The organism is Arthrobacter woluwensis, assembly GCF_030816155.1.
Classification (GTDB): domain Bacteria; phylum Actinomycetota; class Actinomycetes; order Actinomycetales; family Micrococcaceae; genus Arthrobacter_E; species Arthrobacter_E woluwensis_A.
This window is the reverse complement of record NZ_JAUSXR010000001.1, coordinates 1,152,316-1,167,460: the sequence shown is the minus strand read 5'-3', so window position 1 is coordinate 1,167,460 and position 15,145 is coordinate 1,152,316. Positions and strand designations below refer to the sequence as shown.

Annotated in this window: 15 protein-coding genes; 10 read left to right on the top strand and 5 right to left on the bottom strand. The window is 68.9% G+C overall.

Annotation, left to right across the window (positions count from 1 at the left end):
- Position 1 precedes the first annotated feature (1 nt).
- The 4 genes from scpB to QFZ52_RS05210 all read right to left on the bottom strand — a co-directional run bounded on the left by scpB (position 2) and on the right by QFZ52_RS05210 (position 3,919).
- Entirely contained in the window at positions 2 to 571 is a 570-nt protein-coding gene (gene scpB / locus QFZ52_RS05225; RefSeq protein WP_307496567.1) for an SMC-Scp complex subunit ScpB, read from the bottom strand.
- Positions 561 to 1,538, bottom strand: coding sequence for a segregation and condensation protein A (locus QFZ52_RS05220; RefSeq protein WP_307496566.1), 978 nt, complete (start codon positions 1,536 to 1,538; stop codon positions 561 to 563). Before QFZ52_RS05220 ends, scpB begins: the two co-directional genes overlap by 11 nt.
- Positions 1,539 to 1,546: 8 nt before the next feature.
- Complete coding sequence (locus QFZ52_RS05215) at positions 1,547 to 2,437, bottom strand: ParA family protein (RefSeq protein ID WP_307496565.1); 891 nt, start codon at positions 2,435 to 2,437, stop codon at positions 1,547 to 1,549.
- 129 nt (positions 2,438 to 2,566) lie between these two features.
- On the bottom strand, positions 2,567 to 3,919 hold the full coding sequence (locus tag QFZ52_RS05210; protein ID WP_307496564.1) for a cation:dicarboxylate symporter family transporter: 1,353 nt from the start codon (positions 3,917 to 3,919) through the stop codon (positions 2,567 to 2,569).
- 194 nt (positions 3,920 to 4,113) lie between these two features.
- Between QFZ52_RS05210 and QFZ52_RS05205 the strand changes: the two genes are divergently transcribed.
- The 7 genes from QFZ52_RS05205 to QFZ52_RS05175 all read left to right on the top strand — a co-directional run bounded on the left by QFZ52_RS05205 (position 4,114) and on the right by QFZ52_RS05175 (position 11,826).
- On the top strand, positions 4,114 to 5,790 hold the full coding sequence (locus tag QFZ52_RS05205) for a sensor histidine kinase (protein WP_373425702.1): 1,677 nt from the start codon (positions 4,114 to 4,116) through the stop codon (positions 5,788 to 5,790).
- On the top strand, positions 5,787 to 6,503 hold the full coding sequence (locus QFZ52_RS05200; protein ID WP_307496562.1) for a response regulator: 717 nt from the start codon (positions 5,787 to 5,789) through the stop codon (positions 6,501 to 6,503). Before QFZ52_RS05205 ends, QFZ52_RS05200 begins: the two co-directional genes overlap by 4 nt.
- Positions 6,504 to 6,595: 92 nt before the next feature.
- Positions 6,596 to 7,390, top strand: a complete 795-nt coding sequence (locus QFZ52_RS05195) for an SGNH/GDSL hydrolase family protein (protein ID WP_307496561.1) — start codon at positions 6,596 to 6,598, stop codon at positions 7,388 to 7,390.
- 75 nt (positions 7,391 to 7,465) lie between these two features.
- Positions 7,466 to 8,164, top strand: coding sequence for a GntR family transcriptional regulator (locus QFZ52_RS05190; RefSeq protein ID WP_307496560.1), 699 nt, complete (start codon positions 7,466 to 7,468; stop codon positions 8,162 to 8,164).
- Complete coding sequence (locus QFZ52_RS05185; RefSeq protein ID WP_307496559.1) at positions 8,161 to 9,678, top strand: MmgE/PrpD family protein; 1,518 nt, start codon at positions 8,161 to 8,163, stop codon at positions 9,676 to 9,678. Before QFZ52_RS05190 ends, QFZ52_RS05185 begins: the two co-directional genes overlap by 4 nt.
- Complete coding sequence (gene prpB, locus QFZ52_RS05180) at positions 9,678 to 10,586, top strand: methylisocitrate lyase (protein WP_307496558.1); 909 nt, start codon at positions 9,678 to 9,680, stop codon at positions 10,584 to 10,586. The genes QFZ52_RS05185 and prpB overlap by 1 nt, the downstream gene beginning before the upstream one ends.
- An 88-nt stretch (positions 10,587 to 10,674) precedes the next feature.
- Entirely contained in the window at positions 10,675 to 11,826 is a 1,152-nt protein-coding gene (locus QFZ52_RS05175) for a bifunctional 2-methylcitrate synthase/citrate synthase (protein WP_307496557.1), read from the top strand.
- A gap of 88 nt (positions 11,827 to 11,914) precedes the next feature.
- Here the strand turns inward: QFZ52_RS05175 and QFZ52_RS05170 are convergent, their stop codons facing one another.
- The gene (locus QFZ52_RS05170; protein WP_307496556.1) at positions 11,915 to 12,481 is read right to left on the bottom strand and encodes an 8-oxo-dGTP diphosphatase; all 567 of its coding nucleotides are present in this window, start codon (positions 12,479 to 12,481) and stop codon (positions 11,915 to 11,917) included.
- A 390-nt stretch (positions 12,482 to 12,871) separates the two neighbouring features.
- On the opposite strand from QFZ52_RS05170, the gene QFZ52_RS05165 reads away from it, so the two are divergent.
- Genes QFZ52_RS05165 through QFZ52_RS05155 form a run of 3 tightly spaced genes read left to right on the top strand, consistent with a single transcriptional unit; the run spans position 12,872 to position 15,142 of the window.
- Entirely contained in the window at positions 12,872 to 13,060 is a 189-nt protein-coding gene (locus QFZ52_RS05165) for a hypothetical protein (protein ID WP_278268755.1), read from the top strand.
- A 19-nt stretch (positions 13,061 to 13,079) separates the two neighbouring features.
- Positions 13,080 to 13,958, top strand: coding sequence for a TOMM precursor leader peptide-binding protein (locus tag QFZ52_RS05160; protein ID WP_307496555.1), 879 nt, complete (start codon positions 13,080 to 13,082; stop codon positions 13,956 to 13,958).
- A gap of 44 nt (positions 13,959 to 14,002) precedes the next feature.
- Positions 14,003 to 15,142: a YcaO-like family protein gene (locus QFZ52_RS05155; RefSeq protein ID WP_307496554.1), complete on the top strand. Its 1,140-nt coding sequence runs from the start codon at positions 14,003 to 14,005 to the stop codon at positions 15,140 to 15,142.
- Positions 15,143 to 15,145: the final 3 nt, after the last annotated feature.

Sequence of the window (15,145 nt, the reverse complement as noted above, 5' to 3'; positions counted from 1 at the left end):
CCTACAACCCCGGGTAGAACGCCGTCGACTCGTCCAGGCCCGGGAGGTAGGGCGAGATCGCCGGTAGCTCGGACAGGTCCTTCACGCCGAGGCGCTCCAGGAAGTACGCCGTCGTGCGGTACTGGATGGCTCCGGACTCCGGGTCGGTGCCGCAGTCCTCCACGAGGCCGCGCTGGACCAGGGTCTTCATCACCGAGTCGACGTTGACGCCACGGATCGCGGACACCCTCGCCCGCGACACCGGCTGCCGGTACGCCACTACGGCCAGGGTCTCGAGCGCGGCCTGCGTCAGCCGTGCGGTCTGGCCGTCCATCACGAAGCGCTGCACGGCCTCGGCATGCAACGGCCGCGAGTAGATGCGCCAGCCACCGGCGAGGTTTCGCAGCTCGAAGCCTCGCATGCGGGCGCCGGGCACCGCGCCGTCGTACTCGGCACGAAGCGCCTGCAGTCCGGCCTCGACCTCCTCCTCGGGGATCTCCAGCGCGGAGGCGAGCTGCACCGCGCTCACAGGCTCGTCCACCACCATGAGGACCGCCTCCAGCGCGGACAGCAGTCCGTCGTCATCGCTCATCGTGGACACCTTCCTCGGCGGCGGCAGGCTCCGCCGGTTCATCGAAATCGGAGCCACCGGAGAGCAACGGAGCACCGTCGTCGTCGTGCTCATGTCCCGTCCACCGGACGGTCAGCTCCGCCAGGGCTTCGAGCTGTTCGAACGCCACGGCCCGGTCCCGGAACAGCTCCAGCAGAGCCAGGAATCTCGCGATCACCACCTGGGCGTTGAGCGCGTCCGCCACGAGCGACCGGAAACTCAGCTGATGCTCCGCCTGCAGGCGCAGGGCAAGAAGCTCGGCCTGCTCGCGGACGCTCACGGGCGCGCTGTGCAGGTGGTCGACGCCCACCTGAGGGATCGTCTCGTCCTTGGGCGCGAGGACCTTGGCGGCGAGCTGCGCGAAGTCATCGGGGCCGTGCTTCCACACGAGCTCCGGCAGCAGCGCGGCGAAATGGGGTTCAAGGCTGACCAGCCGCGGGAAGCGCAGCGCCTCCTGGGTGAGCTCCTCGCCCAGCTGGGACGCGACCTCCTTGAACGCCTTGTACTGCAGCAGGCGTGCGAACAGCAGGTCACGGGCCTCCAGCGCGGCGAGGTCCTCTTCGGGATCGAGCTCACCCGCGGGCAGGAGCCGGGCGGCCTTGATGTCGAGCAGCGTGGCGGCGATGACCAGGAACTCACTGGCCTCGTCCAGGGCCCAGTCCTCGCCCTGTTCCTGCAGCGCACGGATGTACGCGATGAACTCGTCCGTGACGGTCGCGAGGGCCACCTCCGTCACGTCCATCTCGCGCTTGGAGATCAGACTCAGGAGCAGGTCGAACGGGCCGGAGAAGTTCTCCAAGCGGACCTGGAAACCCTGGGCCTGGCCGCTCTCCTGGGCACCGACCTCTTCGGCGACCACGACGACGGCGCCACCGCCGCCGTCCTGCGCCGACGGGAGGCGCGGGGCGGCGTCGTCGAGCTTCGGCCCGCTCACCTGGTCAGCGGGCATGACGCTGCTTACGGAGCACCGCCGCGCTCGATGAGTTCCTTGGCCAGCTGGCGGTACGCCTCGGCGCCCGGGTGGTTGCTGGCGTACTGCGTGATGGGTTCGGCGGCCACCGTGGCGTCCGCGAACTTGATGGTGCGCTTGATGACGGTCTCGAAGACCTTGTCCCCGAACGCCTCGACCAGGCGCGTGATGACCTCGCGGCTGTGAAGGGTGCGGGCGTCGTACATGGTGGCGAGCACGCCGTCCACCTGCAGCCGCGGGTTGAGGCGGTCCTGGACCTTCTCGATGGTCTCCACGAGCAGCGCCACGGCGCGGAGCGCGAAGAACTCGCAGATCAGCGGGATGATGACGCCGTGTGCCGCGGTCAGCGCGTTGACCGTGAGGAGACCCAGGGACGGCTGGCAGTCGATGAGGACCACGTCGTAGTCGTCCTCGACCTTGCGCAGGGCGCTGGCGAGGACCTGCTCGCGAGCCACTTCGTTGACCAGCTGCACCTCGGCGGCGGAGAGGTCGATGTTGGCGGGGAGCAGGTCCACGCCTTCCACGCCGGTGGCGTGGATGGCGTCCCGGATGTCCACCTTGCGGTCCATCAGCACGTTGTAGACCGTGAGGTCCAGCTCGTGCGGGTTGGCGCCGAAACCGGCGGACAGGGCGCCCTGCGGATCGAAGTCCACCAACAGGACGCGGCGCCCGTATTCGGCGAGCGCCGCGGCCAGGTTGATGGTGGAGGTGGTCTTACCCACGCCGCCCTTCTGGTTCACCATGGCGATGACCCGGGCGGGACCGTGCGATTCCAGGGGCGCTGGGGTGGGGAACTCCCGCCAGGGGCGGCCGGTGGGGCCGAGCCTGACATCTTCCTCGGTGGTACCCAGCGCGGTCGTACCCTGCTCGCTGCTCACGTGATGATCCACTCTTCCTGCATTGCGATGACTCTTGCCTGACCTCCACCCTAACGGCTACGACACGCTGGCTGGGGATGTTGACAAAGTCGCCTCCGTGAGCCTTGACCCTCAAGTAGAGGGTCAAGGTTAGGCCGGGACCGGAGCCGCCCCCGCACCCGTGGAGGCCCCCGCCGGAGCGGACGGACCATGGCTGTCCGCGAGCATCGAGGACTCGTCGAACGGCCGCTCCCCCGCCAGCACGGAGCGCACCTGAGCGGTGTCGACCTCCTTCACCCAGGTCCCGATCAGCACGGTGGCCACGGCGTTGCCCGTGAAGTTCGTCAGGGCACGCGCCTCCGACATGAACCGGTCGATGCCGACGATGATGCCGACCCCGCCCAGCAGTTCCGGCCGGTGCGCCTGCAGGCCCGCGGCCAGCGTCGCCAGACCGGCGCCCGTGACGCCTGCGGCGCCCTTGGACGCGATGATCATGAAGACCAGCAGGGAGATCTGCTCCCCCAGGTTCAGCGGCATGTTCATGGCGTTGGCGACGAACAGGGAGGCCATGGTCAGGTAGATGGCCGTGCCGTCCAGGTTGAAGGAGTAGCCCGTGGGAACGGTGACGCCCACCACCGGTTTGGACACGCCCAGGTGTTCCATTTTGGCGATCAGCCGCGGCAGGGCGGCCTCCGAGGAGGAGGTGGAGAAGATGAGCAGATACTCGCGGCCCAGGTACTTCATGAGGCTGAAGATGTTGACGCCGGACACCACCCGCAGGAGCGAGCCCAGCACCAGGACGATGAAGAGGATGCACGTCAGGTAGAACGCCACCATGAGCGTCAGCATGCTGACGATCGCCTTCACACCGGTCGCGCCGACGACGGCGGCGATGGCCCCGAACGCGCCCACAGGAGCGAGCCACATGATCATGACCAGGATGCGGAACACGAGCTTCTGGGCGTGACCGATCGCGTTGAGGATCGGGGTCCCCTGCGCGCCCATCTTCTGGACGGCGAAGCCCACCAGGATGGCGACCAGCAGGGTCGGCAGCACGGGGATGTCCCCCGGGATGATCCCGAGCAGGAAGTCCACGGTGCTGTCCGTGGCCGCCTTCTTGTTGGGGTCGTACGGGGTGAGCTTGAGGCCCTCGCCCGGGTGGATGAGGTTGCCCACCACGAGGCCGATGGCCAGCGCGAACGTGGACATGATCACGAAGTACAGGAGGGCGAGACCGCCCACCTTGCCCACCGTGGCCGCCTTGGCGATCGAACCGATGCCGAGGACGATGGTGCAGAAGATCACCGGGGCGATCATCATCTTGATGAGCTTGATGAACCCGTCGCCCAGAGGCTTCAGGGACTTCCCCACCTCGGGGAACATGATGCCCACCACGGCTCCGAGCACCACCGCGACGATGACAGCGATGTACAGGTAGTGGGATGATTCAAGACGTTTGCCGCGCGCGGGCGCCGCCATTGGCGCCTGATGCTGCAAGGACATTCGTTGCTCCTTGGGAGTCGTTCGCGCGGCCTGACTGACCGCACCTCGTGGGACCATGGTGGCCGGGGGCGTGACCTGGGTCACTCTTGCGGTCATATTGGTCGCGGGGAGACCACGGACCCAGGCACGACATCAGGCGACGGCGCCGCCCGGCGCTCACCGGACACGGAGGAGACGAAACCGTGAAGGACCTCATGGGGCGCTGGAGCATCGCCCGGCGTCTCTTCGTGGCGAACCTGCTCCTCGTGCTGACGGCCGCCATCGCCGCGAGCGCCTTCGCCGCCGTCGACATCCGCACGCGCAGCTACGACGACGCCGGGCAGCGCACCCAGAGCGTGGCCGCCACAGTGGCCGCCAACCCCTTCGTGGTGCAGGCCGCCGTCTCGCCCGAGCCGTCCGCGGCCCTCCAGCCGTACGCCGAGGCGGTCATGCGGCGCGGGCACGTGGACTTCCTGACGATCATGAGCCCGGACACCACCCGCTGGACGCACGCGAATCCGGCAGAGATCGGCAAGAAGTACCTGGGCACGGTCGAACCGGCGCTGCGAGGCCAGGACTTCACCGAGACCTACACCGGCACCCTGGGCGCCTCCGTCCGGACGATCGTCCCGGTGAAGAACCCGTCCGGAAAAGTGGTCGCTCTCGTGTCCGCGGGCGTCACCGTGCAGAATGTCGACGCCGGCATCACCTGGCGGCTTCTGGCGATCCTCGGCCTGGCGGCGGCCCTCGTGACGGGCGGCGCGCTCGTGGCCTGGCTGCTCGGCCGGTACCTGCGCCGGGTCACGCACGGCTGGGGCGCGGAGCAACTGGCTCAGTTGTTCGCCTATTACGAATCCGTGCTGCACTCGGTCCGCGAGGGCGTGGTCCTCGTGGACACCCGCGGCCGGGTGGTGATCTACAACGACCAGGCGGCCGAGCTCCTGGGCCTCGACTCCCCCGGTTCCCCGGGCGCCACCGCGGCGCCGACCGTGGCGGACCTCCCCCTGGAACCCAGCCTGCGGGAGCTCTTCACCTCCGGGCGTGAGGCGCTGGACGAGGTCCACCTCGCCGGACCCCGCCTCCTGGTGGTCAATCAGCAGGCGGCCGTGGAGCAGGACGCGGGGTCGAGGTCGAGGCCGCGGCGTCTCGGAACGGTCGCCACGCTGCGCGACCGGACGGAGATCGAATCCCTCGGCTCCGAGCTGGCCACCACACGGACCCTCTCCGACGCGCTCCGCGCCCAGACCCACGAACACGCCAACCGCCTGCACCTCATGGTCTCGCTCATGGAACTGGGACGGACCCCCGAGGCGCTGGAACTCGCCACCCGGGACCTCGAGCTGGGCCAGCGACTCGCCGATGACCTGCTGGGCTCCGTGGACGAGCCGGTCCTGGCCGCACTGGTCATGGGCAAGTCCGCGGAAGCCCACGAACGCGGCGTCCTCCTGGAACTGCACGGCGGCTCCACCCCCGCGGTGCTGGACATCCCGGTGCAGGATCTGGTGACCATCCTCGGCAATCTCCTGGACAACGCCATCGACGCCGCGGCCGCCGCCGAAGCACCCCGGCTGGTGCGTCTCGGCATCACCGCGGACGACGGTTCCGTGGCGTTCTCGGTCCAGGATTCGGGCGCGGGACTCGGCGAAGGGCAGCTCGAGCGGGCCTTCGAGTTCGGGTACTCCACCAAGGCGAGCCGGCACGGCCGCGGGGTGGGGCTGGCGCTCGTGCGGCAGACGGTGCGCAGGCTGGGTGGGACACTGGACGTGGAAGCCGGCCACGCGCCGTCGTCCGTTTCCGCGCCACGGGAGCCGGGGGAACTGCCCGGGGCCCACTTCGTCGTCACCTTGCCGCTGGAAGGCGGACCGGCAGCACACCCCGAAGGAGAGTCATGAAACCCATCCGGGTCCTCGTCGTGGAGGACGAGGCGATCGCACGGGAAGCGCATGCCGCGTACCTGGATCGTCTGGAGGGCTTCGAACACGCCGGAAGCGCCTCCGGCGGACAGGAGGCCCTCAAGGCACTCGCCCAGGCCCGCGATCGCGGTGAGACCGTGGACCTGGTCCTCCTGGACATGAACCTGCCGGATCTGCACGGCCTGGACGTCGCCCGCCGGATGCGGAGCGCGGGCCTCCTGACGGACATCATCGCCATCACGGCCGTGCGGGAACTCGCCGTGGTCCGCGGAGCCATCGCGACCGGCGTCGTGCAGTACCTCATCAAGCCGTTCACCTACGCCACTTTCGCGGAGAAGCTCGAGAACTACCGCGCCTTCCGTGAGACCCTCGGATCGCCCGGGGCGGAGACCGAGGATTCCTCCCCTGCCCCGGTGGACCAGAGCGCCGTGGACCAGGCCTTCGCCACCCTGCGCGCGCCGGTGGAGCTTCCGCTGCCGAAGGGCATCTCGACGACGACGCTCGCCGCCGTCCGCGAACTCGTCACCTCGGCGCCGCACCCGCTCTCCGCGGCCGAACTCGCCGAGCAGGCGAACCTTTCGCGGGTGACCGCCCGGCGCTACCTCGAGCATCTGGTGGGCGCCGGAGTGCTGCGCAGCACCCCGCGCTACGGCACGCCCGGACGGCCGGAGAACGAGTACCGCAGCGTGTGAAGGGGCCGGGCCGCCGACACGCCAGGACGGCCCCTGCGAGACCGCACAGCGCAGTGAGAAAGCACAGCGCAGACACAGGAACGATGGAGAGCATGAGGAACGTGCAGAACTCACCGGGGCAGCAACGCGCCAGCAGTCGGCGGGCCTTCCTCCTGCTCGCAGTGGGCGGACCGGTCGCGACCCTCCTGGGAGCCTGCGGCACGAGCGCCCAGGCCGCGACCCGCGCCACCCCGGCGCCGCCCGGGCAGTCCAATGTGGTGATCATCGGGGACTCGCTGAGCACCGGATTCGGCACCTCCCCCGAGCAGGCGTGGCCCACACTGCTGAGTCAGCGGTTCACGACCCAGGAGCCCAGCCTCATCCTGGTCAACGGCGCCCAGAACGGCAGCGGCTACGTCACCACCGGCTCCGAAGGGGACACTTTCGGGGCCGAAGTGCAGCGCTACGTCAACGCGTGGACGCGGACGGTGCTGTTCTTCGGATCCGACAACGACCTGGGCGAGGATCCCCCTCAGATCAAGCAGGCGGCGCTGGCCGCGCTTCAGGACGTCAGGCTCCGGGCTCCTCACGCGCGCCGGATCGTCGTGGGGCCACCCGCCTACTCGGCGGATCCCGACCAGGACCTCCTGGCGATCCGGGACGCCCTCAAGGCCGCGGCCGAGGCGTCATCCGCCGAATTCGTGGATCCGATCGCCCTGGACTGGATGGCCTCCCAGGCGGACGCGCTGCTCGGGCCGGACGGGGAGCACCCGAGTCCCGCGGGACACGTGCGGCTCGCGGATCTGATGGGTGCCGTCCTGGGCCTGACCACCGCCACGCCCGCTCCCACGCCGTCCGCGACCCCGGCCGCGGTTCCTCCAACCGCGTCTCCCACGCCGGGCGGCTGAGCCCGTTTGTATACACAGCGAGGAGATTCACACGAATCCCCCTTCTTTTGAGCCGTTTGTGTATACACTGAGGCCATGCGAGCACGTGACCGGGCGTACGACGCCCTCCGGGAGGACATCATCTCCTGGCGCCTGGCCCCCGGCACCGTTCTCGCCGAAGTGGAACAGGCGGAACGTCTCGGAGTGAGCCGCACCCCCGTGCGGGAGGCGCTCTCCCGGCTCACCGCGGAGGGACTGGCCGTCGCCGAGCGGCGGCGCGGCGTCGTCGTGGCGGAGCTCTCCGTGGCCGATCTCGACCAGCTGTTCGAACTCCGGGAGACCCTGGAGAGCTGCGCGGCCGCGCTCGCGGCGAACCGCGGCGACCGCGAGCGCTTCGCACGCCTCCGGGAGGACTTCATCGCGGCGGAAGCGCTGCTGGACACCCCGTCCGCGGTGGACGGTTACTACCGGCTGGTCGGAGAGCTCGACGACGCCCTGGACGAGGAATGCGGCAATGCCTACTTGGCGCTGTCCCTGCGTCAGCTCCGTCCCCACCTTCAGCGTCTGCGCCGCCTGGCGCACGACAACCCGGGCAGACTCCGTGACTCCGCCCGGGAGCACGCGGCGATCGCAGCCGCCGTCGCCGGGGGGAATCCCGGCCTGGCCGCCGCGGCCACCACCGTCCACCTGCACGCCAGCCTGGACCACCTCCACCACAGCCAGCGGGGCCGCGGCATCCTGTCGCCCACCCGCACCGTCAACGACACCACCCCACAGGAAAGCGAGTCCCGGTGAAAACCCATAACGTCCGCGTCCACCGCAGCGAGGAGAACCTGGCCCGCGAGGACCAGCTGGCCCACAAGATCGCCCGGGTGGCCACCGATCCCGTCCCCGTCGACGCCGACGTCACGGACATGATCATCAACCGCATCATCGATAACGCTTCGGTGGCCATCGCCTCCCTGAACCGTGCGCCCATCGTCGCCGCGCGGGCTCAGGCGCTCACCCACGCGCCGTCCACCGGCGGCCCCGGGTCGACGGTCTTCGGGATCCAGGAACGGGTCTCCCCCGAATGGGCCGCTTGGGCCAACGGTGTCGCCGTGCGGGAACTCGACTATCACGACACCTTCCTCGCCGCCGATTACTCCCACCCGGGCGACAACATCCCGCCTCTGCTGGCGGTCGCCCAGCACGTCGGCTCCTCCGGCGCGGACCTGATCCGCGGCATCGCCACCGGCTACGAGATCCAGGTGGACCTCGTCAAGGCGATCTGCCTCCACGCCCACAAGATCGACCACGTCGCCCACCTCGGACCGTCCGCCGCCGCGGGCCTCGGGACGCTGCTCGGCCTCGACACGGAGGCCGTCTTCCAGTCCGTCGGCCAGGCGCTCCACACCACCACCGCCACCCGGCAGTCCCGCAAGGGCGAGATCTCCACCTGGAAGGCCCACGCACCCGCGTTCGCCGGCAAGATGGCCGTGGAATCAGTGGACCGCGCCATGCGCGGCCAGACCTCCCCGGTCCCGATCTACGAGGGTGAGGACGGGGTGATCGCCTGGATGCTGGACGGCCCCGACGCGTCCTATGACGTGCCGCTCCCCGAGCCGGGCGAAGCCAAGCGCGCGATCCTGGACACGTACACCAAGGAGCACTCCGCGGAGTACCAGGCACAGGCCTGGATCGACCTCGCCCGCAAGCTGCACGGCGAGCACCCCGAGCTGACGGATCCGGCGAACGTCGCGAGCATCGTGATCCACACGAGCCACCACACGCACTACGTGATCGGCTCCGGCGCCAACGACCCGCAGAAGTACAGCCCGACGGCGAGCCGCGAGACCCTGGATCATTCCATCCCGTACATCTTCACGGTGGCGCTCCAGGACGGCCGCTGGCATCACGTCGACTCCTACGCCCCGGACCGCGCCTCCCGCCCGGACACCGTGGAACTGTGGCACAAGGTGACCACCGAGGAGGACCCCGAGTGGACGCGCCGCTACCACTCCCTGGACATCGCGGAGAAGGCGTTCGGCGGCCGCGTGGTCATCACCCTCACGGACGGCAGCGTGATCGAGGACGAGATCGCCGTCGCGGACGCTCACCCGCTCGGCGCCCGGCCGTTCGCCCGCGAGCAGTACATCACCAAGTTCCGCACGCTCGCGGAGGGTCTCGTGGAGCCGGCCGAGATCGAGCGGTTCCTCGACACGGTGCAGCGCCTCCCGGAGCTCCCCGCCGGCGAACTGGACCAGCTGAACATCCAGGCGGCCCTCGGCGTGATCGATCCGGCCGCCGCGCCGAAGGGTCTCTTCTGATGCTGTACTCGACGCGCACGCCCGAGCAGAAGCGCCGCGAGCTGCGGGAGCTGCTGGCCTCCGGCCGCACCGTGCAGTTCCCCGGGGCGTTCAACCCGCTGTCCGCGCGGCTGATCGAGGAGAAGGGGTTCGACGGCGTCTACATCTCCGGCGCGGTCCTCGCCAACGACCTGGGACTGCCGGACATCGGACTCACCACCCTGACCGAGGTGGCGACGCGCGCCGGGCAGATCGCCCGGATGACGGATCTTCCCGCGCTCGTCGACGCCGACACCGGCTTCGGGGAACCCATGAACGTCGCCCGCACCGTGCAGGAGCTGGAAAACGCCGGTCTGGCCGGCTGCCACATCGAGGACCAGGTCAACCCCAAGCGCTGCGGACACCTGGACGGCAAGGCCGTGGTGGACGTCGAGACCGCGACGCGGCGCATCCAGGCGGCGGCCCAGGCCCGTCGCGATCCCGGTTTCCTCCTCATGGCCCGCACCGACATCCGGGCGGCGGACGGCCTGGAGGCCGCCCAGGAACGCGCCCGCGCCCTGGTGGCGGCAGGCGCGGACGCGATCTTCCCCGAGGCCATGAAAACCCTCGAGGAGTTCGCCGCCATCCGGGAAGCCGTGGACGTGCCGATCCTGGCCAATATGACGGAATTCGGGCAGAGTGAGCTGTTCACCCTGGACGAGCTGTCCTCGGTGGGCGTGAACATGGTCATCTATCCCGTGACGCTGCTGCGCAGTGCGCTGGGCGCGGCGGAACGGGTGCTGGACACCCTCAAGGCGGAGGGCACCCAGCAGGCCGCCGTGCCGGACATGCTGACCCGTGCGCGGCTGTACGAGCTGGTGGACTATCCCGCGTACAACCGTTTCGACACCGGGGTCTTCAACTTCCAGGTGCCCGGCACCCCACGATGACCCCTCGGGCTCTCACGCCGCTCGAAGAGAATTCACAGGAAACAGTCCCAGAATCACACCGAAGGCTTCATTCGACGAAGGAGTCACCATGAGCACCACACCCCAAGAGACCGAGATCAAGAAGGGCCTGGCCGGCGTGGTGGTGGACTACACCGCCATCTCCAAGGTCAATCCGGACAGCAATTCCCTGCTCTACCGGGGGTACCCGGTGCAGGAGCTCGCCGCGGCCAAGAGTTTCGAGGAGGTCGCCTACCTGCTCTGGAACGGGGAGTTGCCGTCCCCGGAGGAACTCGATGCCTTCCAGGCACGGGAACGCGCCGGGCGTGGTCTGGACCCCGTGCTGAAGACGGTGATCGACGCACTCCCGCTGAGTTCCCACCCCATGGATGTCTGCCGCACGGCGGCCTCCGTGCTGGGCGCCCGGCATCCGCAGGCGGAGGATTCCAGCCCCGAAGCGAACCTGTCGAAGGCGATCGATCTGTGGGCCGCCATGCCCGCCGTGGTCGCGTACGACCAGCGACGCCGGCACGGCCAGGACGCCGTGGAACCCCGTGACGATCTGGGCTACTCCGCGAACTTCCTCTGGATGTCGTTCGGCGAGGAGGCGGCCCCCGCCGTGGTGGACGCGTTCAACGTGTCGATGATCCTGTACGCGGAGCACTCATTCAACGCCTCCACGTTCACCGCGCGGGTCATCACCTCGACGCTCGCGGACCTGCACTCGGCCGTCACGGGGGCCATCGGCGCCCTCAAAGGCCCGCTGCACGGCGGGGCGAACGAAGCCGTCATGCACACCTTCGAAGAGCTGGGGATCGACCCCTCCGAATCCGCCGAGGACGCCGCCGCCCGGGCGAAGTCCTGGATGGAGGAGGCGCTCGCGGCGAAGAAGAAGGTCATGGGCTTCGGCCACCGCGTCTACAAGCACGGTGACTCCCGCGTGCCCACGATGAAGGCCGCGCTGGACGCCATGATCGAGCACTATGGCCGTCCCGAGCTCCTCGGCCTCTACAACGGGCTGGAACAGGCCATGGACGAGGCGAAGGGCATCAAGCCGAACCTCGACTACCCGGCCGGCCCCACGTACCACCTGATGGGCTTCGACACCCCGACGTTCACACCGCTGTTCGTCGCCAGCCGGATCGTCGGCTGGACGGCGCACGTCATGGAACAGGCGGGCGCGAACTCCCTGATCCGCCCGCTGAGCGCCTACAACGGCGTGGAGGAGCGACACCTGGGCTGACGCCCAGGACGCCACGACGCCCAGCACACCACGACGACGGCGCGCGGTCACCTCTCCGGTGGCCGCGCGCCGTCGTCGTGCTGGCTGTTCAGGCCGCGGGATGCGGCTCGGCGCGCGGTCCGCCGAGCGTCCACTCGACGCCCGCGACGGCGTGGTTGTCCTCGGCCAGGGTGACCGTGACATCGAAGGGCTCGGGCGAGCCGCCGGACACCGCCTGCGCCGCGCGGGTCAAGGCCTCCTCCAGCCAGTGCCCGGCGTCGGGCCACATGCGCCGGAACGGCAGACTGTCCAGGCCGTGCCACTCCGGGGAGATCTCCTCGCTCGGCGAGACATCCCCCTCCCAGCGGTCCGCGGCGTACACGACGGAGTTCATGTCCCAGCGCGGCTGAGCCGGAAAAACGAACCGGACCACCCCGAGCTTTGCCAGCGATTCTTGGGGCACCACGACGTCCACTTCTTCCCAGACTTCGCGCTGCAGAGCCTCCTCGGGCGTCTCCCCTGCCTCGACGTGACCACCGATGGCGACGACCTTGCCCTGACCGAAGCCGCGCTTCTTGAGCCCGAGCAGAACATCCCACAGGGCGGGATCCCCTTCCGGCCCGGAGGAGCCCGAGGGGCGCAGGAGGAAGCACAGGACGACGGGGGCGGCACTCATGCTGCTCATGCTATCGGGGCCCGAACCGGCGCCACGACCGGCCGGGGCCTACGCAACGCGGGCCGCTCGTCAGGCACTGCCGGTCGAACTGTTGGACATTTGGCCATCGAGTAGTGATACTGGTGAGAGCACATCCATTTTCCCGGGAGAACTCTGACCTCCCGTCGCGATTCCATCGGATCGAAGAATGTCGCGCCCGGCCCGCGAATAGGCCCTCTTTTTCATGCGCCGATTTCCCTGAAATACCCTCGGAAAACGGGTTCCAAAACTTCTTCCACAGAATATTTATATGCCCTTGACGTGCGACCGAGCTCGCTTCTAGGCTCATTTCAGCACCTTTGAATATCGGGTGTTATTCCATAAATATTCGCTTTGTCCAAAGGAGAGCAAGTGAGCACTGCACTGACGATCGCCCCCGTGGTGGAGACCGAGCCGGGTCTCGTGATGCCGATGGCGCTGAAGGAACTCGATTTCGAAGCGGGCGGGGCACTCGTGACCCCGGCGAAGATGAACGGTGACACCGTCACCCTCTCCTCGTCCTGCTCGTCCGCGCGTCCCACGTCGCCGAAGGCGCCGTAGGTCCGGAGGCTGAATCACCGTGAGCACCACTTACGTCGTGGCCGAAGGCGTCCGGCAGGCTGATTTCGAGGACTCCTTCGTCCTGGTCTGCGGAAGTTCGATCGTCCGCTTCCGTGAGCACCAAGAATTGGCGCGGGAGCTGTTCCGGTTCCTCGGCACGCCCCGCACACTCGACGAGGTGGCGGAAGGCGTTCCTGGCCTTGGTGGCCAGGAACGCCTTCTGGGCTCGCTGCGCGCCGCCGGCGTGGTGGCGGCGCACCGAGGCACGCTGGACCGGCTGGCCGGCCTCCCGGTCTTCGATCCGCGGACCGACAGGCCCGCACTCCGCCTGGACGTCCCTGAGCACTGGGAGGCTCACGCCCGACGGGTCCTGAGCACGTTCACCGCGATCGACGTCGAGGACCGTGACTCCGAGCGGGCCGGGATCCCCACCTTGATCATCCGTCCCTCCGTTCAGGAGGCGATCGACGTCTGCCGGGACGCCTGGGAACAGGGCCAGTGCCATGTGCCGGTCGTCCCCTTCGACGGCGGCAAGCTCGTCGTGGGACCCGCCGTCCTGCCGGGCACCAGCGCGTGCTTCGAGTGCCTCGTGATCCGGCGCGCCGCCACCACCGACTGGCCGGATGAATATCTGCGATTCCATCGGACGGTCCCGTCGGGTGACTTCCCGCCCCACGATTTCGCGCTCGGGGTCCACCTCGCGGCACGGCTCGCCGTCGCGGCCTTCTACCGCGACGCCCATGACCTCATCGGCTCCTGCAGCGTCATCAACCCAGGAACCCTGACCAGCTACAACTCAAGAGTTTGGAGTGTGCCGCGGTGCCCCTCGTGTTCACAGACCGGGAGATCGTCAACCAGCTATCCCTGGCTCGCCCCAGCCTCCTCCGGACAGGGCTAGCCGGCCCGGACCTCGGCCTCATCCCCGGCATCAAGACGCTGAGAGTGGGACCAGGAGCCCTGAGCCTCCCCGCGCTCATCGACCGCTCCCCCGAACTGCCCACGTTCCTTCAGGCCTGCCTCCCCGAACAGGCGTCCTGCGGGTTCGGGATCGGCGCGGATCAACTGTACGGCTCGGCCGGGGGCGAGTTCATCGAACGGTACTCCGCCGGTTACCTGCCTGAGCACTTCGACGAGCCCCTCGGGAGCGAAATCATCCCGGCCACCGACTTCATGCCATTCACCGAGGAGCAGTACTCCCGCCCCGGGTTCACCTACACCCATCCGAGCCTGGTGGAGGACCTGCCCTATATCAGGGTGCACCGGGCGGTCGACCGTTCGGTCCGGGCCGTGCCGGCGGATCTGGTGCATCTGAATCCGGGAGACCGGACCCGGTGGTGTTCCATCACCTCCAACGGCCTCGGGGCCGGGCGGAGCTTCGCGATGGCCGCCCGGGCCGCGGTGTCCGAGCTGATCGAGCGGGACGGGTTCATGCGCGCCTGGTATGGCCGGCATTCCGGCGCCACGCTGCGGATCCCGGAAACCATTCCCAGCCACTTCCCCGCGGCATTGCGGGGCGTCTGCCGGCAGTTGCAGCTCCAGGGCGTGACCGTCACCCTGGTGCGGCTGGAAGGAGCTGCCGGTCTGCCGGTGATCCTCTCCTGCGCCCGTTCGGATCGCGTGGGGCTTGCTGTGGGGTGCTCGGCCAAGGCGGACGTCAGGGCGGCGATGACCGCGGCGTTCGTCGAATCACTGCACACGTACAACTGGGGTCTCTCCGAGGCGATGTCGGCGGCGTCCCTGGATCCTCCGGTCGCCTCCGACGTCGAGTCGCTGCAGGACCACATCGCCTTCCACGCGAGACCTGCCAGCCGCGGTCTGAATGAGTTCCTGGACTCCGGACCGGAGGTGACCGAGTCGGAGTTCGTCGGTGATGACGCGCTCTCCCTGCCCGGCACGCTACTCGCGCTGGAGGACGCCGACTGGCAGGTGTATCTCGCGGATGTCAGGTCACCCGATGTGGCGGCGCAGGGCTGGCACGTGATCCGCGCGCTCAGCCCGCAGGCCGCCACGCTCGACGTCGACGAACCGCACCTCCGGCAGCATCCTGGCGCGGTCCACACCATCCCTCATCCGTTCCCCTGATTT